We start from the raw sequence: 22,947 nt of genomic DNA, 5'->3' as shown, positions 1-22,947 counted from the left end.
AATCTGTGCAAATTTATTGCTTTTATTTAAAGTTCCTTGGTAATCTTGTCCAATAGGATTTTTGCAGCATAGAACGGTGAAATTTTATTCCCGTCAATAGCTGTCAATAAAGCTGCTTGTTCCTTTTTAAAGGTTTCTTTTTGATGGAAAAATTGTTTGATGTACTCATCCACGGTCTGAAGGAACCAGTTTTTGTTCTGTTGCTTCCGATTTTTTTCAAAAAAACCGTTTTCCTTGGTATGCTCCACAAATTGCTGGACTATTTTCCAGATATCTTCGATGCCGGTATTTTCTAGCGCGGAACATTTCATCACTTTGGGTATCCAACCATTTGCCTTGGGCGGGTATAGGTGCAAGGCCCTTGAAAATTCAGTAACGGCAAGTTTTGCGTGCTCCAAATTACTGCCATCCGCCTTGTTTATGGCTATGGCATCTGCCATTTCCATAATGCCTCTTTTAATACCTTGGAGTTCGTCACCTGCGCCGGATAGTTTTAGCAAAAGGAAAAAATCCACCATACTGTGTACGGCAATCTCACTTTGGCCTACGCCCACGGTTTCCACCAAAATAACATTATAGCCTGCTGCTTCGCAGAGGATGATGCTCTCTCTGGTTTTTCGAGCTACACCGCCCAATGATGTTCCAGAAGGGGAGGGGCGTATAAAGGCATTGGGGTCTTTAGCCAGGGTTTCCATACGGGTTTTATCGCCCAAAATACTTCCCTTGCTCAAGGAACTGGTCGGGTCTACGGCCAAAACGGCCACTTTATCGCCTTGATCGGTCAATATCTTCCCCAAGGTTTCGATAAAGGAGCTTTTGCCCACTCCCGGTACACCTGTTATTCCTAGCCGAATGCTTTTGTTGGGCTGGGTCAAACACTTTTCTATGACCGCATTGGCTTTTTCAAAATGTGCCGGTTTTGTGCTTTCCAATAAAGTAATGGCCTTGGCAAGCATCGCTTTGTTGCCGTCAAAAATACCTTGCGCCAAAACATCGGCAGAGAGTTCTTGTTTTCTGAGTGCCTTGATTTTGGAAACCGTGTTCGAGGGTGTTTTGCTTTTGTCTGCCAAAGGTGCTATTGATCAATTCATCACGAATTTATAAAGATTTTACGGGTTTAGGCCAATCATGATACCAATACAGCTTATCCATTTCACAAAAATTTAATATCTGTTAAGGTGGACTTCCGCATACAAATTGGTACCTTATTCGTTAAATTATCGGTTACCGTGCAGGTGCTGATTTTTACAAACCTATAAACATTTAAAAGATGAAAACTATTTTTGAGGCCAAGGCCACCAATACAGGAGGAAGAGCTGGACATGTAAAGAGTGAAGATGGCGTTTTGGATTTTGACATAAGCATGCCAAATTCAAAAGGAAAACCGGATCCAAAATCGACCAATCCCGAGGAACTCTTTGCTGCAGCTTACTCCACTTGCTACGCTGGTGCGGTAGAAGCTGTTGCCAAAAGCCACGGTGTGGACGACCTTGGAGATTTCAATGTAACCGCGATAGTGGCATTCAATAAAGAGGAGGAAGGCTTTTTCTTGGAAGTAACCTTGGATACGTATTTGCCCACGGTGGATAAGGAAATGGGTGAAACCATTATTAAGGAAGCTCACGAAATGTGCCCTTATAGCAAGGCTACACGCGATAATATTACCGTGCACTTAAATTTATTGATGGACGAATAAAACACCCAACTTAAACAATAATGAGCCCCGCTGAAACCATCAGCGGGGCTTTTTTTGTTAAAAGAGAGCCAAAAACAAACTAATTTGCAACGTTGCATTTTTTGCATCGTCCTTATTAAGGAACAACTAAAAAACCAAACATAGAACCGAGTGCGCTGCATATTGAGCTTGTAGATAAGTGCAAGGCGAACGACCGTCAGGCACAAATGAAACTGTACCGTCAGTATTGCGATGGTATGTTTTGTGTGGCCATGCGATTTGTCAAAAATGCTGAAGATGCAGAGGATATATTACAGGACTCGTTTATAAAGGCTTTTCAGCGTATTGGGCAATTTAAGGGGGATGTAACGTTCGGGGCTTGGTTAAAAAGAATTGTGGTGAACGGCAGTATCGACTTTTTAAAATCGAAACACCAACGTACGGTGGAGTTGAACGAAGATTACTTGCAAATGGCAGAAGAGGATGATTGGTCCGTGGAAGAAGGAATTTCCATTGAACAAGTGAAAGAAGTCATTGAGGAACTGCCACCAAAATATAAATATGTAGTGCAATTGTTCTTGGTAGAGGGATACGATCATTCGGAAATCGCTGAAATTTTGAACATTACAGAAACAGCATCCAGAACCCGATTGTTAAGGGGAAAAGCACAATTGAAAGAAAAATTAAAAGATTTGGCCTATGGCACGTGACCTTAGAAAATTGTTTGAGAAAGAAAGGGAGCAGAAACGCTTTACCATGGAGGATGGGCATGAGGACCGGTTTTTTGCCAAACTGGAAAAGGAACTGCCCAATAACCCTCCAAAGAAAAAGGTGTTCTCCCTTTGGATGCAGATAGCGGCTTCTGTAGTTGCGGTGCTTGGCTTATCCATTTATTATTTTAACAACATTGGCTCCATTGATGTGCCAGAAGGGCAAGTAACGGTTGTTGATCGCAATAATTCAAATGATGATGACCAGGGTGTGTCACTGGGCGATTTATCACCGGACTTAAAAAAGATTGAAACCTATTACACTACAAATATCAATTTACAGCTATCGGATTTGGATGTTGATCCCCAGAACAAGGAACTTATGGACAGCTATATGGAGCGATTGGCCGAGTTGAACAAGGAATACCACAGGCTAAATCAAGAGCTGAACGAATTGGGCCCCAATGACCAAACCATAAACGCACTCATCAAAAACTTACAGTTAAGGCTGCAGTTGTTGCAAAAGTTAAAAACAAAGTTGAATCAATTAAAATCATCAAAAAATGAACAGGAATCATCAAATATTGTTTAGTGGATTGCTCCTTGCCTTGGTCGGGTTTACCGGGCAAGCGCAGGAGAAATCCAAAACTTACAAGGAAAGTTTCAATGTCAATAAGGACACTGAACTTAACATCAACACTAGTTATGCCGATATTCAATTTGAGACATGGGACAAAGATCAAGTGGAAATTACGGCGGTAATCGAACTAGAGGGTGTCGACAAAGAGGAGGCCGATGCTTATTTTGAGCGGGATTTGGTCAAAATTATGGGCAATAGCAAAGAAATTGAGGTAAGTACCGAAGGTGCCGGACCCAATTATGTGTTCGATTTTGAAGGGTTTAATATTGACATCCCCGAGATGCCATCAGTTGCCGAGATTATTGCGAATGTGGAGATTCCGGAACTTCCTGAGTTCACCATCCCGGAAATAAACGTAATGCCGTCCATGCCACCGATGCCTCCCATGCCACCCATTGAGTTTGATTACGATGCCTACAAAAAAGATGGGGACAAATACATGAAGGAGTGGAAAAAAGAGTTCGACAAAACTTTTGATAAGGAATACAAAGCCCGTTTTGAAGAATGGGGCAAACGTATGGAGGAGATGGCAGAAGAGCGAGAAGCCAGAAGAGAGGAGATGAAGGAAGAAAGGGATAAGCTCAGAGAAGAGCGTGAAAAGGTGCGTGAGGAGATGCACGAACAGCTCAGACAGCAACGTGAAGAGCTCCGAGCCCAGCAAGCTGAATTAAGAGAGGGGCAGACCGAGCTTAGAAAACAACTTCGCGAAGATGCAAGAACCATCCACGGCAGTCCCAATGTGTTCTATTTCTCTTCCGATGGGAAACATAAAGAGTACAAGGTCAAAAAACGAATCGTTATTAAAATGCCCAAGTACATTAAATTGAACTTGGACGTGAGGCATGGTGAGGTAAAACTGGCCGAAAACACCAAAAACATCAATGCAAGCTTGTCCTACGCAAGCTTGCTTGCCTCTACCATTGATGGTGCCAAAACGGATATTCGGGTGTCGTACTCGCCTGTAGTGGTACAGAACTGGAATTACGGCAGCCTTAGTACGGATTACTCCGATAAGGTCAATTTAAAAGAGGTAAAGGAACTAAAATTGAACTCGGTATCGTCCAACGTGGTGATTGGTAGAATTGCGAACAGGGCAACGGTAACCAATAACTTTGGTGTACTTAGTATTGATGAAGTTTCCGATGGTTTCAGCACCATTGATATTTCCATGGAAAATGGGGAATTGGACTGTAAACTGCCCGAAACGCCTTATACAATCTCCGTTAGCGAGACAACATCCGGATTCCAATATCCAAAAACTTTACAATTGACATCTACGCAAAAAAATGGCGCCAATGTCCATACAGGATATCATATCAATAAAAACGATGGGAAAACCATCAAGATCAACTCCAAATACAGCGAGGTGGTTCTTAAGAACTGATCTTGTTCGATATGTCCCAAGGAACCACCTCGAACTTACTTCAGGCCATTGTTTCTTCACGGCCACAACCTACCTTCCAATTTTAGTGGGCATCTTCTTTTAGGTAGGACTCAAAATTCTTTTTAAAACGATTCAATCTTGGGATTGATACGTTTCTGATATAACTGTTATTTGGATTTCGTTTTTCATAATCCTGATGGTATTCTTCCGCTTTGTAAAACTTTTCAAAAGGTTCCACTTCTGTTACAATAGGGCGATTGCCATAAATATTTTCGGTTTCCAGCTTGTCAATATAGTCTTGAATAATCTTTTTTTCCCTATCGTTTTTATAAAATGCGATGGAACGGTATTGTGCGCCACGGTCAGGTCCTTGCCTGTTTAGGGTGGTTGGGTCGTGAGAACCAAAAAACACTTGGACCAACTGTGTGAAAGAGATTACTTCTGGGTCATAATATACTTCTACCGCCTCCGCATGATGGGTTCTACCATAAGAAACCTGCTCGTAGGTCGGGTTTTTCTCAGAACCGCCAGAATACCCTGAATACACTTCCTTGACTCCCTTAACACTTTCGAAAATGGCTTCCACGCACCAGAAACATCCACTGGCAAAATAGGCGGTCTCGTATTTCTGAAGTTGTCCTGAAATCAATTTGGTCTCCAAATGAGGGTCGGATTCTTTTTGGGCAACTTCTTGTTTGCCCGATTTGTTTTTGGGCTGGCAACTTATGGATGCCAATAATAGCAGCATTAAAAATGGAGTTCTCACGATTTTCATTTTAGTTTCTTGTTTAGTTGCAATAAGGTACCAACAATTACTTGGCCGGCCGTTAAAAAATGTTAATCATTTTTATTGATTGTATTTTCCTACAAAGAAAAGAAAATATACCACAATGTTCTGTAAGGGTTTGGTGCTGCGGGTTTATCGATGAAATGCACATGCGTTCGGTGTGCTGTTTTTAGGGGTAAAAACGTTCGTCGAAGATAAAAAACACTTCATCCGAAAAAAAAATATTCACCGAAAAAAACGGGTTGTTGAGCGATGGAAATCGAGTTGAGCTTGTGCTTGAAAGTAATTTTACATCACAAAACAAACAGAACAATGAAGACAATTTTCACCATCATCGCAGTAACTTTTTTCGGAACTATGGCTTCTGCCCAAGATATTTCCAAAGAGGCCAAAGTGGATGCCCTTACAGTAGGAGTTGAGTTGGATGTAACAATCAACAACACTATTAGAAAGGATAGAAAAATGGTGAGATTGTACAAATTTAAGAACTCTCGAATCAAAAAGGAGCTTTCATTCAAAACCAAAATGAACAGGGCTAAATTGGCATAATCATGATATTGGATATTTTAATACCCTTTACGGTGTTTTTGAGCGTTGCCTTTGTTTTGGCAAGCATAGCCTTTTCCTTCAGGGAAAGAAAATTTATAGAAGTTTAAGTTTATATCAAAATAAGTATTGGTAAGGTCGGTTTTAAACCGGCCTTTTCTTTTGTAAAAACTTTAATCCACAGAGTTGAACTGTTCTATCACCTCTTCAAACTCAATAGTGTAGTGCGTTCCTTTTTTGGAGTAATCCCTACTGATGGAGCCCCTAAGTTGGCGTGCTAGATTGTAAATAAGTTTTAATCCTAAGGAATTGGATGTTTTAGGATTGATTTCTTCCGAATAGCCAACTCCATTATCACCTAGATACATTTTGTAGCGGTTATTCTCCATTTTTTGGACGGAGACATGGATTTCTCCATCATTTCCCTCTGTGATGCCGTATTTTAAGGCATTGGTAATGGTTTCGTTAATGATTAATCCCAAAGGGATTACCGTATCAATGCTCAGTTTGTAATCCGATATGTCCAAGGCAACCTTTACATTTCGGTTGCTTCCTTTTACCGACCTTACCAAATAATCACAAAGTTCCCTTACATAGGGTTCCAATTCTATTTTGGAAAGATAGTCATCTCGTTTATAAAGCATCTCATGGACCATGGCCATGGATACCACACGGTTTTGGCTGCTTTTTATGATACTGCTGATTTTACTGTCATCTATTGCCCTGGATTGCAGGCTCAGAAGACTGGAAACCGTTTGCAGGTTGTTTTTTACTCGATGGTGGACCTCCTTTAACAATGTTTCTTTTTCCTCGATGCGCTCTTGGATTTCGTTTCGGGATTTGTACAGTTTATGGTGTGCTCTCAAGAGGTTTTTACCAAAAACTCCACCCAATAGATATACGGCAAACATAGCACTCAAATAAGCGAACCAATCCCTCGCTTCCACAGGAACGGTATTTTCCGAAATCTTAAAATCCCCTGTATCGTAGAGGAACAAAAGGGTGAGTACCGCTAAATTAAGGATTAGATAGAGTTGACCAAAAACTTTGGTAGTGACATAGCCCGCAAAAACAATTATCGCCAAAACAAAAATAAAGGGACTTTCGATTCCTCCACTGTAAATTGTGATAATGAGCGCCCCCAGCATAGAAAGAATAGAAGTGGAGTTATAGGTAAGCACCAAATTCTTATGCTGTTTGTACAAAAGGGTGTTCAGTAAATTGATGAAGGCATAACCCAAAAAGGTGTAGGGTATGATTCCTCTTATATCCAAAAAGAAAAAACACAACAATCCGAAAACGGCAGCAAAGAAGGATGAATTGTAATTTACCTTAAGTATCAAATCAATCTTGTCTTGTAACCTATATGTATCCTTCCTAGGAATTTTCATATGCTGCGTGTGAATGTTCCTCTGCCACAAAAAAGCTGAAAACGGTGTGGTAGAGTAGCTTAATGGGGTGTTTTACGCTGTAAATCTAACCATGTTTTTGATATAAAAAAAGTGGCAGCTTAATAACTACCACCTTTAAAAGCTTTATTTGAGTTTTTCTAGTCGTTGACCAGAACCCATTCTCCTTTGTCTATCAATGGTTCGGCCTGTTTGTATTTTAACGTTTTGCTTTCCCCGGACATTACATTTTTAATGGTAACCCTTTCGTTTCTGCCAATTTTCGGTTTTTCCCGCACAATGGTTTCTGTTATCTGGGGGCGTTGTCCTTGCGTTTGTCCAGCTGCTCTGTTTTGCGCTGCCAATTCGTCGCTGTTCGGAATTTCCTCTTTTGTGGTCTGAAGTTTTTCCTTTGGTCTGCGAACATTTCTGGCTTCTTGGATTTGAGATGTGTTCTCCGATGGCAATTCTCCTTTGAAAAGGAAGGATATTACTTCTCGGTTTACTTTGTCGATCATTTCCTTGAAAAGTTCAAAAGCTTCAAACTTATAGATCAATAACGGATCTTTTTGCTCGTGAACGGCCAATTGTACGGACTGTTTCAATTCGTCCATTTTGCGTAAGTGCGTTTTCCAGGAATCATCAATAATGGCCAGCGTTATGTTTTTCTCAAAATCGGTGATCAACTGCTTTCCGTTGGTGTTGTAGGCCTTTTCCAGATTGGTCACAACGTTCAAGGATTTGATGCCGTCCGTAAAAGGAACTACAATGCGTTCAAACTTGTTGGACTCGTCTTCATAAACCTTTTTGATGACCTGGAAGGCAACGGTGGCACTACGCTCCATTTTCTGTTTATAGAAATCGTAGGCTTCATCATTGATTTTGTTCGCGATTTGCTGAAAGCTCATTTTCTTGAACTCCGCTTCGCCAATAGGCGAGGTGATCGAGAAGTACTTGATGAGCTCGAACTCAAAGTTCTTGTAATCATCGGCCATTTTATTGGTCTCCGCAATGGCTTCGCAAGTGTCGTAGATCATGTTGGCGATGTCCACCTTTAAGCGTTCACCCTCCAAAGCGTGCCTTCTTCTTTTATAGATTACCTCACGCTGTGCATTCATTACATCATCATACTCCAACAAACGCTTACGGATACCAAAGTTGTTTTCCTCAACCTTTTTCTGGGCACGTTCTATGGATTTGGTCATCATGGAATGCTGGATGACCTCACCATCTTCCAAGCCCATACGGTCCATCATCTTGGCTACACGGTCCGACCCGAACAAACGCATCAGGTTATCTTCCAAAGAAACATAGAACTGTGAACTGCCTGGGTCTCCCTGACGTCCGGAACGACCTCTCAACTGCCTGTCCACACGTCTGGAATCGTGGCGTTCCGTACCAATAATGGCCAAACCGCCAGCTTCCTTAACTTCCGGGGAAAGTTTAATATCGGTACCCCTACCGGCCATGTTGGTGGCAATCGTCACAATTCCACCTTTACCCGCTTCGGCCACAATGTCCGCCTCTTTTTTATGGAGTTTTGCATTCAGTACGTTGTGTGGAACCTTGCGTACACTCAATAATTTGGACAACAATTCCGAAATTTCAACGGATGTGGTACCTATCAAAACAGGTCTTCCTGCTTGTGAAAGTTTGGTCACCTCATCAATGATGGCATTGTATTTCTCCCGCTTGGTCTTGTAGATCAAATCATGCCTATCGTCACGGGCGATGGGTCTGTTGGTTGGAATTTCCATTACATCCAACTTATAAATCTCCCAGAATTCCCCTGCTTCCGTAACTGCTGTCCCTGTCATACCGGACAGCTTGTTGTACATCCTAAAGTAATTTTGCAGCGTAACTGTCGCAAAAGTCTGGGTCATCGCCTCGATTTTCACGTTCTCCTTGGCCTCAATGGCTTGGTGCAGTCCGTCCGAGTATCTACGGCCATCCATAATACGACCGGTCTGCTCATCCACGATCATTACTTTGTTGTCCATTACCACATACTCCACATCCTTTTCAAAAAGGGTGTAGGCTTTCAACAATTGGGTCATGGTATGGATACGCTCGCTTTTTACGGCAAAATCCTTGAAGAGTTCTTCCTTGAGCTCGGCTTCTTTTTCAATTTCGAGATCTTGGTCCTCAATTTTGGCTATCTCGCTACCGATATCGGGCATAACAAAAAACTCTTTGTCCTGGTCTGTTGAGATATACTCCACACCTCTATCGGTAAGTTCTATTTGATTGTTCTTTTCATCGATCACGAACAATAGGTCCTCGTCCACTTTGGGCATTTCCCTATTGTTGTCCTGCATGTAGAAGTTTTCCGTTTTCTGAAGCAATTGCTTAACGCCTTCTTCACTCAAAAACTTGATAAGTGCTTTGTTTTTTGGCAGCCCGCGGTGTACGCGAAGCAATAGGAAACCTCCTTCTTTGGTGTTTCCTTCTTTTATCAGCTTTTTGGCCTCTGCCAATACGCCGGTTAAATGCTGACGTTGCTTTTGTACAATGTCGGATACCTGCGGTTTGAGCTCGTTGAACTCGTGGCGGTCACCTTCGGGTACGGGACCGGATATGATCAATGGCGTACGTGCATCATCAATAAGTACGGAATCCACCTCATCCACAATGGCGTAGTGGTGCGGACGCTGTACCAAATCATCGGGCGTATGCGCCATGTTGTCGCGCAGGTAATCAAAACCGAACTCGTTGTTGGTACCGTAGGTAATATCAGCATTGTAAGCAGCCCTTCTTCCATCGGAGTTCGGCCTGTGCTTGTCAATACAATCCACGGAAAGGCCATGGAATTCAAATATGGGTGCCATCCAAGCGCTATCCCTTTTGGCAAGGTAATCGTTAACGGTTACCAAGTGGGCACCTTTTCCTACCAAAGCATTAAGGTAGAGAGGAAGCGTGGCCACCAAGGTTTTTCCTTCACCCGTTTGCATTTCGGCAATTTTTCCTTGATGCAGGGCAATACCACCGATCAGCTGCACATCGTAGTGGACCATGTCCCAGGTCACTTCCTTACCAGCGGCATCCCATGAGTTCTGCCAAACCGCTTTGTCGCCTTCCAACGAAACATAATCCTTGTCGCCCGACAGCACTCTGTCGAATTCACTAGCTGTAACGGTAAGCGTTTCATTGGCCGCAAATCGTTTCGCAGTTTCCTTAACTACGGCAAATGCTTCGGGGAGGATATCGTTGAGTGTTTTTTCGGAAATACTGTATGCCTCTTCATTGAGCTTATCGATTTCGGAGTAGATTTCCTCGTTGCGATCAATGTCGTTGGAATTTTCCACTTCTTCTTTCAGCTCGGCAATTTTATCGTTGATTTCCTTGCAATCTTCGGCTATTCTGGCTTTAAAGACGGCTGTTTTTTGTCTTAGTTCATCATGTGACAATCCTTCCAGTTGTTGCTCAAAGGATTTTATCTCGTTAACCAAAGGTTGTAACGATTTTACATCCTTCTCCGATTTATCTCCTACAAATACCTTAAGTACGGAATTAATAAAACTCATGAAATGTTTTTTCTTTTGATTGTCAAAAGCTGTTCCATTGATGGGATTGCGATGGAATACTTTTGCTAGGCTGTCAAAATTACATAAAAAAAAGCCTCAAATGAGACTTTTTAACGGGGTTTGTTCTTTCGGATTTAATATTCGTCCTCATTCCAGAGGTAGTCCTCTTCGGTGGGATAATCCGGCCAAATTTCTTCGATGGATTCGTAAATCTCGCCTCCTTCTTCTTCCATCGATTGTAAATTTTCTACAACTTCCAACGGCGCTCCTGTTCGAATCGCATAATCTATCAGTTCGTCTTTGGTTGCTGGCCAAGGCGCATCACTTAAATATGAAGCTAGTTCTAACGTCCAGTACATAGTAACGGTTTGATTTATAATTTTTTGCAAAAATAATTTTAAAACCCAATCTGCCAAGTAAAAACATGATTATTTAAAAATTATTTTGTTGTTCACAAAACATTTGGGTTGAAAAAACGATTTTGTCAGTCCAACTTCTCAGGAATCCACTTGACTTCTTGAGCTTTTAAGTCTTTTGACAATTTGCGTGCCAATACAAACAAATAATCGGAGAGGCGGTTGATATAGGAAAGCACATTGTTTGGAACAGGCTCATTTTCATGCAGATAGGATATCATACGTTCACCACGGCGACAAACCGTTCTGGCGATATGACAGTATGACACGGTGGTGTGTCCTCCCGGAAGGATAAAATGCGTCATTTCCGGAAGATCTTCGTTCATTTTGTCCATTTCCTGCTCCAAAAGTTCGATATCCTCGGAACTAATCCGCGGAATTTTGAGTCTTTTATCCTTTTTGGGCTCGGTGGCCAATATGGAACCTACCGTAAAAAGCTTTTCTTGTATCAGGGCCAGCGTTTTTTGGGAATGCCCGTCCATCTCTTGACCGCGTAAAAGACCCAAGTATGAGTTCAGCTCATCTATGGTGCCGTAACTTTCTATACGAACATGGTGTTTGGGTACGCGGGTCCCTGTAAATAGTGCTGTGGTGCCCTTATCCCCTGTTTTGGTGTATATCTTCATGGTGTTGGTTATCAATGTTCAAGAATCAATTGACAATTATCCGTAATAGCTGTTTATAAGATTTTGGAATGTTATTGTTAATTGCATAATGATTATTGCTCATTGCTCTTTGTTTTTATCGTGTTGTCTTTTACCTTCCATAAACCTTCGGGACTTCCTGCGTTTCGTTGCTTTTCTGTTTCTGAACAGGATAATTAAATAAATGAGCCCCAAAACGGCCAATACATACCAAATGGTGTTATCTGATGCTATATTTTCCATAACCTAAAATTACCGTTTTAAATCCGAATCGTGAAATGTTCCTTTACCTGCTCCCTTCTGATGGAAATAAGTCCGCAATAATACATATCAATACTTACCGTAATCCCTGGTAAGGCAATCAACTGGTTCCATTGTTCCAAATTTTGATGGCTAACATAAATTGAATCCACTAAAATTAGGCTGTTGTTGTGCAATTTTCCTTCGGAACGTAATTTTTCAAAGCTGGAAGTACTCAATTCATTCATAAAAAGGAGGTCAACAGTGTTTTTATCAAACTGTACCTCAGGAAAATTTTGTTTTACCAATTCCCTGAAGGATCTATTATTTACCGAAATACTATCAAAATTGAAATAAGCAATGGTCTTGAGTAACACATTGATGCTTTTGTTCTTGTGAAGCCTTTTTTTGGAATAGAGGCATTGGGTCACATAACTGAACACAAAAGGGGAGTGGACCCCGTGTTGATTGGTGGATTTAACCAGAAACTTTAGGTATGATAGTATTTTAAAAATCATTGCGATTACACCCCTGAAGCCCCTCAAGGGGGACAATTTATCCTTCTATAATGGAAGAAAGCTCGAACCAGCGTTCTGTTTTTTCCTCAATGGCGTCCGTAATTTCTTTTAGTTCAATGGACAGGCCGGCAATTTCATCCCCATCCAGTTCGGGGTCGGTAAATTTATTTTGGAGCACTCCTTTTTTCTCTTCCAGTTTTTGGATGTCCTTTTCCAGTTGCTTGTATTCCTTCTGCTCCGCATAGGAAAGTTTGCCTCCACTGGTGTCCCTCCAATTATTTTCGGTTTTTTCTGAAGAAGTGGTCTTGTTTTCCCTTTCCTCAAGTACTTTGCTATTCTCGTAAACCCTGTAATCGGAGTAGTTGCCCGGAAAGTCCTCCACAACCCCTTCTCCTCTGAACACGAACAAATGGTCCACAATTTTGTCCATAAAATAGCGGTCGTGAGAGACCACGATCAAACATCCTGGAAAATCCAACAAGAAACTTTCCAGTACGTTCAAGGTAACAATGTCCAGATCGTTGGTGGGCTCATCCAAAATCAAAAAGTTTGGATTTTGAATCAGTACGGTGCACAAATACAAGCGTTTCCGTTCGCCGCCACTTAGTTTTTCAACAAAATCATACTGTTTTTTACGGTCAAAAAGAAAACGCTCCAATAATTGTTGCGCAGAAATTTGACGTCCTTTTTTTAATGGAATGTAATCTCCGTACTCTCGAATAACATCAATTACTTTTTGGCCCTCCTTGACAGGAATTCCCTTTTGGGTGTAGTACCCGAATTTTACGGTATCGCCAATCACCACTTTTCCTCCTTCAATATCTTCCTGTTGTGTGAGGATATTCAAAAAAGTGGATTTCCCTGTTCCGTTTTTTCCGATGATTCCGATTCGTTCACCTTTGGTGAAGTTGTAATCGAACTTATCCAATATGGTTTTATCCCCATAGGATTTTGAAACATTGTGCAATTCCAAAATCTTGCTTCCCAAGCGTTCCATGTTCAGTTCCAATTGCACCTCGTGCTCTTGGCGACGTTGGTGGGCACGTGCTTTTATTTCGGCAAAATCATCAATACGGGATTTGGATTTTGTGGTACGGGCCTTGGGTTGTCTCCGCATCCAATCCAGTTCCTTTTTGTACAGCATTTTGGATTTTTGCTGTTCAACGGCCTCACGTTCCATTCGGGCTTCTTTTTCGCTTAAATAATAGGAGTAATTGCCCTTGTAGGTGTAGAGTTGGTTGTTGTCCAGTTCCAAAATTTCGTTGCACACCCTGTCCAAAAAATAGCGGTCGTGCGTCACCATAAACAAAGTGATGCTTTCCTTGGCAAAATAGGCTTCCAGCCATTCGATCATTTCAAGGTCCAAATGGTTGGTGGGCTCATCCAGAATCAACAAATCGGGTTTGTTGAGTAGGGCATTGGCCAAGGCCAAGCGTTTTTTTTGCCCCCCAGAAAGCGTACTTACCTTGGCATCGAGTTTGGAAAGCTGTAACTGAAAAAGGATTTGTTTGTATTGCGTTTCAAAATCCCAGGCATTATGTCGCTCCATGGCCTCGAAGGCTTTTTGGTATTGTTCGGTATCATCTGGGTTCTCCACGGCCTTTTCGTAAGTGGCAATAACCCTTAAGATTTCATTATCGGTAGCAAAAATGGTCTCTTCAATGGTCAGGTTTGGATTCAAATTGGGTTCCTGCTCCAAAAATGAAATTTTTATACCCTTTCGTGTAGTTACTTGGCCAGTCTCCGAGCTGTCCTTTCCGGACATTATATTAAGGATTGAGGTTTTCCCGCTTCCATTTTTGGCAATAAGAGCAATCTTTTGGTCCTTATTGATTCCAAAAGAAATATCGGAGAAGAGCACCAGCTCACCATACGATTTTGATATGTTTTCGACCGTTAATAAGTTCATGGGTATTGTTTGTGGGCCAACTTTATAATTTGGAATACTTGATCATGTACAGGTATCGGATGGCCAGGGTCAAAAGTAACGGAATAAGCACAGGAGAAAAAATCTGTACTTTAATTATCCACAGCAAAAGCATGATGACCATTAGCCCTAGGGCGGACCATAAATATTTTGGTGCCCATTTTGGTACTTTATCTTGAAACACTACAACAAAGGCAACTATCATATTTACGGGTAATGCCCATAAAATGTTGAAATTGTATGGGGTAGAGGTATGATCTGCCGCTACCCAAAGTAGGAATAAGAACGTTCCTGCAAATCCAGTTATGAACAATAGGGAAAAGTCAAACCAACGGCTTCTTGCTTTGTACTTGTAATCAAAATAGGTGATGATACCGGTAAACGCCATCAGTAAAATAAACCAAAACAACGGGGAGAGCGGGAAAAAGCCTTTTGGGATGTGTTCATTGTAATCCAAAACTGTGCGTTCTCGCTTTACCAATGGTTTTTCGTTTAAAGTGGTGTTTCGAAACTGCTCCATGGCGTAGTAGGGCAAAAACATGTGCTCTTGTACGGTGGCCTTTCTATCTACGGGCGACCCAAAGGCCAAATCAATACCAAACATGGACCAGGTATTCACATCCAAAAACTGACGCACCAATTGTCGGAAAGTATATCTTTTCCCTAAATGGGAGTCATCAAAAACAATGGCGTCACCAAAGTGATTTTTTAAAATATCACCTGTTATGCTGGAACAGTTGTTCAGCAAAGGATCGTATAGGTAATCCCGGTTTTCGGGCAGATAGTTTTCTTCAAAAAAAGCGAGGAGCTGGTTGCGTTGTTGTAGATCAAGGTCCAAAATTTGCTCTTTTACCCATCTTTTCTCCAATTCGTATTCGTACAGAAATGCTTCAAAACTTCTACGGGAAAGGGAATAAATCATTTTCCCCTTGGTGAAATTCAGGTAGAAATTAGGTTGGTTAAAGTCGAAAGTACCATAATTATAGACCACATCAATGCCCAGGGCGGGGTCCTGCACCCGAAATGCACTATGTCCAAAGGCAGAATAAAGTTCGTCGCCGGCCGCACAGGTAAGGAGGCTTATTTTTGAATTGTCCCTAAGTTGGGGAACTTGGGAAAAGAGGAATTTCCCGATGATGAAGCAAACAAATAAAAGATGGAGCTTTCGTCTCATTCTGATTTTTATCAGAGCAAATATCAGAATAAAAATGACTCGGTCTACCATACCTTGCCCACAGTTTAATTTTTCCATTATTTTTACGGAAATCTTAGTTGTATGAAGTCCTATATTCCCAATTTTTTAACCTTGCTCAATGTATTGAGTGGCTGCATTGCCACAGTGTTTGCAGTACTCAATCATTTGGAGTGGGCCGCACTTTTTGTGTTTATCGGGATTTTCTTTGATTTTTTTGATGGATTGGCGGCTCGTGCTTTGAATGTGCAAAGTGAGATTGGGATACAACTTGATTCCTTGGCAGATGTGATTACAAGTGGCCTGGTACCTGGAGTGGTTATGTTTCAATTGTTGAGCATGGCAGAACGCGGTGGATGGAACCTTGGGTTTATAGGCCATGATGCAGAGATTACTTTGTTGCCCTTTGTTGGGTTTGCAATTACCCTGGCTTCGGCATACCGATTGGCCAAATTCAATGTGGACGAAGATCAGGTGTCTTCTTTTGTTGGATTGCCCACACCCGCCAATGCACTTTTGATTCTCTCGCTGCCTATGATTCTCTTGTACCATAACAACGAGGTGCTGAACAACATTATCCTTAACCCCTGGTTTTTGGTGGTTTTGACCCTTTTGAGCTCTTACTTGTTGAACTCGCCCATCAAACTATTTGCTTTAAAGTTTAAGAACAGGAGTTTTAAGGACAACGGGATCCGTTATTTGTTTATCATTGGAAGTTTGGTGCTCTTGTTAACACTACGCTTTTTAGCGATTCCTGTGATAATTCTCTTTTATGTTTTGGCCTCTTTGTTGATGCCTTCGGAAAAGTAGCTTTAGAAATCCAATTTCTTTTTCCGTAGCTCAAAGTTCTGGCCCAAGTATACTTTCCTCACCATTTCATCCATAGCAAGTTCTTCGGGAATCCCAGCTTTTAGAATACCACCTTCGAACATTAGATAAGAGCGTTCGGTAATGGCCAAGGTTTCCTGTACATTGTGGTCGGTGATCAAAATACCGATATTTTTGTTCTTCAACTGGGCCACAATGCGCTGAATATCCTCCACAGCTACGGGGTCTACCCCGGCAAAAGGCTCATCCAACAAAATAAATTTAGGGTCGGTGGCCAATGCACGAGCAATTTCGGTACGTCGGCGTTCACCACCAGAAAGTAAGTCTCCACGGTTTTTACGGATGTGTCCCAAGCCAAATTCATCAATTAGGGACTCCATTTTCATGTGTTGCTCTTTTTTGCTCAAGTTGGTGAGCTGCAAAACGCTGAGGATGTTTTTCTCTATGCTCAGTTTTCGGAAAACCGAGGCTTCTTGCGCCAAATAACCGATACCGTGCTGTGCCCTTTTGTACATAGGGAAACTGGTAATGTTGGTGCCGTCGAGGTAAATATTTCCGCCGTTGGGTTTTATCAAGCCCACAATCATATAGAACGAAGTGGTTTTACCCGCTCCGTTGGGCCCCAAAAGCCCAACAATTTCACCTTGATTTACTTCTAGGGATATGCCCTTAACAACTTTTCGGCCACGGTAGGCCTTCATTATATTTTCTGCGCGTAGCTTCATAGGAATTTGCCAAAACTAAACATATTCTTTTTCTGCCGTATGGTCTTTTGGTTTTTTTTAAGCTTCGGTTTCCTCCAAATCCTCCCAATACTCGTAGGCGCGCCGTAAATGGGGTATTACAATGGTCCCGCCCACTAAAGTGGCAATGCCCAAGGTTTCCATTACCTCTTCTTTGTTGGCACCGGCTTCCTTGGAGCTTTCCAGATGGTACTTTACACAGTCATCACAACGGAGTACCGCAGAGGCGACCAACCCCAATAATTCTTTGGTTTTGACATCCAAGGCACCTTCCATAAAGGCGTTGGTGTCCAGATTAAAAATACGCTTTATGAGCTTGTTGTTTTCGGCGAGCAGCTTATCGTTCATTTTGGCACGATAGGCATTGAACTCTTCTACTTTATTTGGCATTATTTCTGGCTTTCTCTTTTTTCGCTTCGTTTTTAACTACCATTTTGGAAATGAATATGCTCACCTGATACAAAATAAGTACAGGGATACACACAATAATTTGACTGGTTATGTCCGGAGGTGTAATGATTGCGGATAGAATCAAAATGATTACCAAGGCTATTTTTCTGTATTTCTTTAGGATTTCGGGGGTTACCAATCCCACTTTGGTCAAAAAGAAAATAACGATTGGCAATTCAAACATGATTCCACAGGCGATGACCGAAGCTCTTACCGTTCCGATATAGGAGGCAAGATCGATTTCGTTCAATACTTCTTTACTGACTTGGTACGACCCTAAAAAGTTGATGGACAGTGGAGCTACGATATAATATCCAAACAGTACGCCAAGAAAGAACAATCCCGAGGCGGTAATAATGAATCCCCTGGAATGTTTTCTTTCGTTCTCGTAAAGTCCAGGGCTGATAAACCTCCACAATTCATACAAAATATAGGGGAAGCCTAAAATTACCCCTGCCCAAATGGAAGTCCAAATATGTGCGGAGAACTGTCCTGCCATTAATCTACTCTGAATGGTAAACGGCATTGAATCGCCACAGAATTCGGAATCTACCCCAAAGAACTTTCCGATGTTACAAAAGAACTGATAGGTGGGAAAGTCCATGTTTTTGGGACCGAACAATATGGTGTCAAAAATAAAGCCCCTGAATACAAAGGCAAAACAGGCAATGATCACAACTGCCAAAGTGGAGCGCACCAAATGCCAACGCAATTCTTCCAAATGATCCAAAAAGGACATTTCATCCGGGTTTTTTCTTTCTCTTTTAGCCATTATAGGATTCCCTCGTTTATAAGGTTATGGATGTGGACCACTCCGACATAGGTGTCGCCATCAAAGGCCAATAATTGGGATATGCTCTTTTCCTGCAATAGCTTTAGGGCCTTTACGGCCAAAGTATCCACGTCTATTGCTTTGGGATTGGAGGTCATAATGTCCCTTGCGGTAAGTCCATTTATATTATCGTATTTGCTCAACATTCTTCGGATATCTCCATCGGTTACAATGCCGACTACTTTGTCCTTGTCCATTACAGCGGTAACGCCCAACATTTTTTCGGATATTTCTACGATAACCTCTTTAATGTCCGAGTTAATGTCAACTTGTGGTTTTTGGTTGTTCACCACAATGTCTGCAACGCGCAAATATAGCTTCTTTCCCAATGCACCGCCAGGGTGGTACTTGGCAAAATCGGAACTGCTGAATCCCTTTAGCTCCAATAAACTGATAGCAAGTGCATCGCCCATGGACATTTGGGCCGAAGTACTGGTGGTAGGTGCCAAATTATTGGGGCAGGCCTCTTTTTCCACATAGGTGTTCAGAACAAAATCGGCCTGTTTGGCCAATACGGAATCCATGTTCCCGGTAATGCCGATAAGCTTGTGCTTTCCTACTTTGATTAAAGGAAGCAAAGCTTTGATCTCTGGAGTGTTCCCACTTTGTGACAAACAGATGACCACATCGTTTTGTTGAATGGTGCCCAGATCGCCGTGAATGGCATCCGCGGCATGCATAAATATGGCCGGGGTTCCTGTGGAGTTCAATGTCGCTACAATTTTGTTGGCTACAATGGCGCTCTTGCCCACTCCGGAAACAATGACCCTTCCTTCCGATTCCAAAATGTACTTTACTGCATGTGCAAATTGATCGTCCAACAGACTGATCAAATTTGCTACGGCCTTGCTCTCTATTTCAAGGGTCCGTTTGGCTATGGATAAAATTGACTTAATGTCGTTCAAAGTAATTAACCGATTAACTGATTGTATTCCTAAAAGAATGTCTTATATTTAAGATTACAAAACTAATCAAACTATCTTTTACAGACTATTCTAGAAGTGAGAATAGATTCATCTGTATTTGAATGGTTTAAAATAAAAGCTTCAACTGCCTTTTAGGCTGCTTGTAACAAATTGAAAATGCGGAAATGAGCCTAATGAACACTGATTTGCACTCCTCGCTCAAAAAATATTTTGGTTTCTCAAAATTTAAAGGATTACAGGAAGATGTAATCCAGAACATTCTTAGCGGCAACGACACTTTTGTGATCATGCCAACAGGCGGTGGAAAATCCCTATGCTATCAATTGCCGGCAATTATGAAAGAAGGAACAGCAATTGTTGTTTCTCCTTTGATCGCCTTAATGAAAAACCAAGTCGATGCCATACGCGGCATATCCGAACAGCATGGTATTGCACATGTGTTGAACTCTTCCCTGACCAAAACAGAGGTAAAACAGGTTAAAGAAGATATTACCAACGGTATTACCAAATTGCTTTATGTGGCCCCGGAATCCTTGACCAAGGAGGAAAATGTGGATTTCCTAAAAAATGTGAAACTTTCCTTTGTTGCGGTAGACGAGGCCCATTGTATATCGGAATGGGGGCACGATTTTAGACCGGAATACCGAAACCTACGGGGCATTATAAACAGACTTGGGGACAATATTCCTATTATAGGTCTTACCGCTACGGCCACACCCAAAGTGCAAGAGGATATCATCAAAAATTTGGGTATGACGGATGCCAAAGTTTTCAAGGCATCGTTTAACCGGCCCAATTTGTTTTATGAGGTACGTCCAAAAACCAAGGATGTAGATGCCGATATTATTCGTTTTGTAAAGCAAAATCAAGGAAAATCCGGAATCATATATTGTTTAAGCCGCAAAAGGGTGGAGGAATTGGCCCAAGTGCTTCAGGTAAACGGCGTAAGTGCAGTTCCGTATCATGCCGGTTTCGATGCCAAGACGCGTTCCAAATATCAAGACATGTTCTTGATGGAAGAGGTTGATGTGGTGGTGGCCACCATCGCATTCGGAATGGGTATAGACAAACCGGATGTGCGTTTTGTGATCCATCATGATATTCCCAAAAGTATTGAAAGCTATTACCAAGAAACCGGACGTGCCGGTAGAGATGGCGGCGAGGGACATTGTTTGGCCTATTACGCCTATAAAGATGTGGAAAAGCTGGAAAAATTTATGTCAGGAAAACCCGTGGCCGAACAAGAGATCGGTAATGCGCTGTTGCAAGAAATTGTAGCCTATGCCGAGACATCCATGTCCCGTAGAAAATTTATTCTACATTATTTCGGTGAAGATTTTGATGAAGAGAACGGGGACGGGGCCGATATGGACGATAATGCCAGAAATCCCAAACCGAAGGAGGAGGCCAAGGAGCAGGTTATTAAACTTTTAAGTGTGGTTAGGGATACCAAAGAAAAGTTCAAGACCAAAGAAATTGTCAAGGTTTTGATTGGCAAAACCAATGCCATGATATCCTCGCATAAAACCGATGAAAAAAGCTTTTTTGGAATAGGTAGTGACAATGACAAGGAATTTTGGATGGCCTTGACCAGGCAGGTTTTGGTTGCTGGGCTTCTGAAAAAGGAAATTGAACGATATGGGATTCTCCATTTAACCAAATTGGGTGAAAAGTACTTGGAAAATCCAGAATCATTTATGATGACGAAGGATCATGTCTACTCCAAAGAAGATACCGGAAATATTGTTACGGCCCAGAAATCCAATGGGGCTGTTGCGGATGACCATTTATTGAAACTACTCCGTGACCTCCGAAAAAAAGAGGCACAAAAACGGGATGTGCCACCGTTTGTAGTTTTCCAAGACCCATCTTTGGAGGACATGTCGCTAAAGTACCCCGTAACCATGGAAGAATTGATAAATATCCAAGGGGTTGGTGAGGGGAAAGCAAAAAAATATGGGAAAGCCTTTGTGGAGCTGATTTCCAAATATGTGGATGAAAATGATATTACCAGGCCCGATGATCTTGTAGTAAAAAGTACCGGGGCGAATTCTGGACTTAAACTTTATGTAATTCAAAGTGTGGACAGAAAACTGCCGTTGGACGATATCGCCTCTGCCAAGGGATTGGAACTACCGGAACTTATTAAAGAAATGGAACAAATCGTGTTCAGCGGCACCAAGTTGAACATTGGCTACTGGATAGATGAAATCTTGGACGAGGACCAACAAGAAGAAATCCACGATTACTTCTTGGAAGCAGAAACAGACTCTATTTCTGCCGCCATTGAAGAGTTTGAAGGTGATTACGAAGATGAGGAGCTCCGCTTGTATCGTCTAAAATTTATAAGTGAGGTGGCGAATTAAAATTCGCCACTTAACTCACCTGTAGTAATTGCCGCTACAATAAATCCAAAGTAAAGAATTACGAATACCAAGGAGATAATTGACAAAGCCAATCCAATATAGGAAAGGATTTTACCCGTTTTTACATTGCTGTAATCGGTATAATTTTCTGGGTTTTGTTGGTACAATTGGTTGGCAGTCTTGGCTTTCACCAATCCTATGATGCTAAATATAGCACCAAATGGGCCACAGCAAAACAAGGTGCCGACAATGGAGAGAATCCCCATTGTCAACACGGTGCTTGCCCCGGGTAAGGGTTGTTGGTTCATTTTATTTTCTAGTTAAAGGTTAAAATCCTGCCTTTGCCGGCAGGCCTGCAAACTTGCCTAAAGGCGGTCAGGTTTTATTACAGTTACTTTTGTGTTTATATAAATGTCCCCTATCCGGTCTCCCCAGGCACGTTCAGAAGTAGTGTAATTATTTGATTATCAGATTATTAATTCGTATATTTAGGTATAACAAAACCCCGAAAATGAGTCTCTAGCTCGAAAAACGGGGTTTTTTTAATCTTCAAGTATGCACAAATTACGAAGAATATCCGATTTTCAGCACACCTTTTCTTTTTCTTCCCAAACAGAACAATTTGACATCTTTTACGATCGCTTCCTTAGGAGCGATCTGGGGAAGATCTATCGGGGGGTTCCCTGGGATGACCTGGTGAGATCCTTTGGGCTCAAGGAATCCAAAAAGGGCCCTGCCTGCATCTTTTCCCCTAAGGGCAAACTGGCCCTGATGTTCTTGAAACACTATTCGGGGGATTCCGACCGTAGCTTAATGGAACATCTGAACGGGAACCTGGAATGGCAGTTTTTCTGTGACATCTATCTGGGCCGGGACCGCCTTACCAACTTTAAGGCCATCAGCGAGATCCGCTGCGAGCTGGCCAAGAAACTGGACCAGGATAAGGTACAAGAGGTTTTTTACAAACATTGGTCGCCCCACATCGCGGACAAGCACTCTTTGGTGATGGATGCCACTTGTTATGAGAGTTATCTGCGCTATCCCACCAACATCAAGCTGTTATGGGAGAGCGTGGAGTGGCTCCATAACCTTATGGGACATCTCTGCAAAGAGGTAAGGGTGCCGGTGCCCCGCAGCAAGTATCTGAAATGGCAAAAGCGCTATGTCTCTTACAGTAAAATGAAAAGGAAGACCAAAAAGAAGAAAAGGGC

23 protein-coding genes are annotated in these 22,947 nt (G+C 42.0%); 8 read left to right on the top strand and 15 right to left on the bottom strand.

Going from position 1 to position 22,947, the window contains the following annotated elements; translation table 11 throughout:
• Positions 1 to 26: 26 nt before the first annotated feature.
• Positions 27 to 1,070: a methylmalonyl Co-A mutase-associated GTPase MeaB gene (gene meaB, locus VM932_RS06070; protein WP_326277807.1), complete on the bottom strand. Its 1,044-nt coding sequence runs from the start codon at positions 1,068 to 1,070 to the stop codon at positions 27 to 29.
• A 200-nt stretch (positions 1,071 to 1,270) separates the two neighbouring features.
• Between meaB and VM932_RS06065 the strand changes: the two genes are divergently transcribed.
• From VM932_RS06065 to VM932_RS06050, 4 genes are all read left to right on the top strand, one after another.
• Complete coding sequence (locus tag VM932_RS06065; RefSeq protein ID WP_326277805.1) at positions 1,271 to 1,696, top strand: Ohr family peroxiredoxin; 426 nt, start codon at positions 1,271 to 1,273, stop codon at positions 1,694 to 1,696.
• 206 nt (positions 1,697 to 1,902) lie between these two features.
• A complete protein-coding gene (locus VM932_RS06060; RefSeq protein WP_326277803.1) occupies positions 1,903 to 2,385 on the top strand; it encodes an RNA polymerase sigma factor in 483 nt (160 codons plus the stop codon).
• Positions 2,375 to 2,977, top strand: coding sequence for a hypothetical protein (locus VM932_RS06055; protein WP_326277801.1), 603 nt, complete (start codon positions 2,375 to 2,377; stop codon positions 2,975 to 2,977). The genes VM932_RS06060 and VM932_RS06055 overlap by 11 nt, the downstream gene beginning before the upstream one ends.
• Positions 2,949 to 4,409 carry a hypothetical protein gene (locus VM932_RS06050; RefSeq protein ID WP_326277799.1) on the top strand — a complete coding sequence of 487 codons (1,461 nt, stop codon included), beginning with the start codon at positions 2,949 to 2,951 and terminating at the stop codon, positions 4,407 to 4,409. The genes VM932_RS06055 and VM932_RS06050 overlap by 29 nt, the downstream gene beginning before the upstream one ends.
• 82 nt (positions 4,410 to 4,491) lie before the next feature.
• Here VM932_RS06050 and msrA read toward each other — a convergent pair whose 3' ends face one another.
• Positions 4,492 to 5,184: a peptide-methionine (S)-S-oxide reductase MsrA gene (gene msrA, locus VM932_RS06045; protein WP_326277797.1), complete on the bottom strand. Its 693-nt coding sequence runs from the start codon at positions 5,182 to 5,184 to the stop codon at positions 4,492 to 4,494.
• Positions 5,185 to 5,508: 324 nt separating this feature from the next.
• On the opposite strand from msrA, the gene VM932_RS06040 reads away from it, so the two are divergent.
• On the top strand, positions 5,509 to 5,745 hold the full coding sequence (locus VM932_RS06040; protein WP_326277795.1) for a hypothetical protein: 237 nt from the start codon (positions 5,509 to 5,511) through the stop codon (positions 5,743 to 5,745).
• Positions 5,746 to 5,915: 170 nt separating this feature from the next.
• Here VM932_RS06040 and VM932_RS06035 read toward each other — a convergent pair whose 3' ends face one another.
• From VM932_RS06035 to VM932_RS06000, 8 genes are all read right to left on the bottom strand, one after another.
• Positions 5,916 to 7,133, bottom strand: coding sequence for a sensor histidine kinase (locus VM932_RS06035; protein WP_326277793.1), 1,218 nt, complete (start codon positions 7,131 to 7,133; stop codon positions 5,916 to 5,918).
• A gap of 158 nt (positions 7,134 to 7,291) precedes the next feature.
• Complete coding sequence (gene secA, locus VM932_RS06030) at positions 7,292 to 10,654, bottom strand: preprotein translocase subunit SecA (RefSeq protein ID WP_326277791.1); 3,363 nt, start codon at positions 10,652 to 10,654, stop codon at positions 7,292 to 7,294.
• A 134-nt stretch (positions 10,655 to 10,788) separates the two neighbouring features.
• Entirely contained in the window at positions 10,789 to 11,013 is a 225-nt protein-coding gene (locus tag VM932_RS06025) for a DUF2795 domain-containing protein (protein WP_013551418.1), read from the bottom strand.
• 125 nt (positions 11,014 to 11,138) lie between these two features.
• Positions 11,139 to 11,696, bottom strand: a complete 558-nt coding sequence (locus tag VM932_RS06020; RefSeq protein ID WP_326277748.1) for a cob(I)yrinic acid a,c-diamide adenosyltransferase — start codon at positions 11,694 to 11,696, stop codon at positions 11,139 to 11,141.
• Between the two features lie 99 nt (positions 11,697 to 11,795).
• Positions 11,796 to 11,957, bottom strand: coding sequence for a hypothetical protein (locus VM932_RS06015; RefSeq protein ID WP_326277746.1), 162 nt, complete (start codon positions 11,955 to 11,957; stop codon positions 11,796 to 11,798).
• Positions 11,958 to 11,974: 17 nt separating this feature from the next.
• Positions 11,975 to 12,472, bottom strand: a complete 498-nt coding sequence (locus tag VM932_RS06010) for a hypothetical protein (RefSeq protein ID WP_326277744.1) — start codon at positions 12,470 to 12,472, stop codon at positions 11,975 to 11,977.
• Between the two features lie 37 nt (positions 12,473 to 12,509).
• Positions 12,510 to 14,381 carry an ABC-F family ATP-binding cassette domain-containing protein gene (locus VM932_RS06005; protein WP_326277742.1) on the bottom strand — a complete coding sequence of 624 codons (1,872 nt, stop codon included), beginning with the start codon at positions 14,379 to 14,381 and terminating at the stop codon, positions 12,510 to 12,512.
• 22 nt (positions 14,382 to 14,403) lie between these two features.
• The gene (locus VM932_RS06000; protein ID WP_326277740.1) at positions 14,404 to 15,573 is read right to left on the bottom strand and encodes a lipoprotein N-acyltransferase Lnb domain-containing protein; all 1,170 of its coding nucleotides are present in this window, start codon (positions 15,571 to 15,573) and stop codon (positions 14,404 to 14,406) included.
• Positions 15,574 to 15,675: 102 nt separating this feature from the next.
• On the opposite strand from VM932_RS06000, the gene VM932_RS05995 reads away from it, so the two are divergent.
• Positions 15,676 to 16,401: a CDP-alcohol phosphatidyltransferase family protein gene (locus VM932_RS05995; protein WP_326277738.1), complete on the top strand. Its 726-nt coding sequence runs from the start codon at positions 15,676 to 15,678 to the stop codon at positions 16,399 to 16,401.
• Positions 16,402 to 16,403: 2 nt separating this feature from the next.
• On the opposite strand, the gene lptB is transcribed toward VM932_RS05995, so the two are convergent.
• From lptB to VM932_RS05975, 4 genes are read right to left on the bottom strand one after another with little or no spacing between them, the layout of a single operon-like run.
• On the bottom strand, positions 16,404 to 17,144 hold the full coding sequence (gene lptB, locus VM932_RS05990; RefSeq protein ID WP_293168263.1) for an LPS export ABC transporter ATP-binding protein: 741 nt from the start codon (positions 17,142 to 17,144) through the stop codon (positions 16,404 to 16,406).
• Positions 17,145 to 17,201: 57 nt separating this feature from the next.
• Positions 17,202 to 17,552, bottom strand: a complete 351-nt coding sequence (locus tag VM932_RS05985; protein ID WP_163625810.1) for a carboxymuconolactone decarboxylase family protein — start codon at positions 17,550 to 17,552, stop codon at positions 17,202 to 17,204.
• A complete protein-coding gene (tatC, locus tag VM932_RS05980; protein WP_326277735.1) occupies positions 17,542 to 18,384 on the bottom strand; it encodes a twin-arginine translocase subunit TatC in 843 nt (280 codons plus the stop codon). The genes VM932_RS05985 and tatC overlap by 11 nt, the downstream gene beginning before the upstream one ends.
• Positions 18,384 to 19,349: a KpsF/GutQ family sugar-phosphate isomerase gene (locus VM932_RS05975; RefSeq protein ID WP_326277733.1), complete on the bottom strand. Its 966-nt coding sequence runs from the start codon at positions 19,347 to 19,349 to the stop codon at positions 18,384 to 18,386. The genes tatC and VM932_RS05975 overlap by 1 nt, the downstream gene beginning before the upstream one ends.
• A gap of 185 nt (positions 19,350 to 19,534) precedes the next feature.
• Between VM932_RS05975 and recQ the strand changes: the two genes are divergently transcribed.
• The gene (gene recQ, locus VM932_RS05970; RefSeq protein WP_326277731.1) at positions 19,535 to 21,736 is read left to right on the top strand and encodes a DNA helicase RecQ; all 2,202 of its coding nucleotides are present in this window, start codon (positions 19,535 to 19,537) and stop codon (positions 21,734 to 21,736) included.
• Here recQ and VM932_RS05965 read toward each other — a convergent pair.
• Positions 21,733 to 22,044, bottom strand: coding sequence for a CCC motif membrane protein (locus VM932_RS05965; protein WP_326277729.1), 312 nt, complete (start codon positions 22,042 to 22,044; stop codon positions 21,733 to 21,735). The two genes, recQ and VM932_RS05965, sit on opposite strands and share 4 nt — an antisense overlap.
• A gap of 247 nt (positions 22,045 to 22,291) precedes the next feature.
• On the opposite strand from VM932_RS05965, the gene VM932_RS05960 reads away from it, so the two are divergent.
• A partial coding sequence (locus VM932_RS05960; RefSeq protein WP_326277727.1) for a transposase occupies positions 22,292 to 22,947 on the top strand: 656 nt, incomplete at its 3' end.

Origin of the sequence: Flagellimonas halotolerans, from assembly GCF_035818535.1 — a bacterium.
In the GTDB taxonomy this organism is placed as follows: Bacteria; Bacteroidota; Bacteroidia; order Flavobacteriales; family Flavobacteriaceae; genus Flagellimonas; species Flagellimonas halotolerans.
The sequence above is the reverse complement of the archived record's forward strand: the minus strand, read 5'-3'. Positions and strand labels throughout refer to the sequence as shown.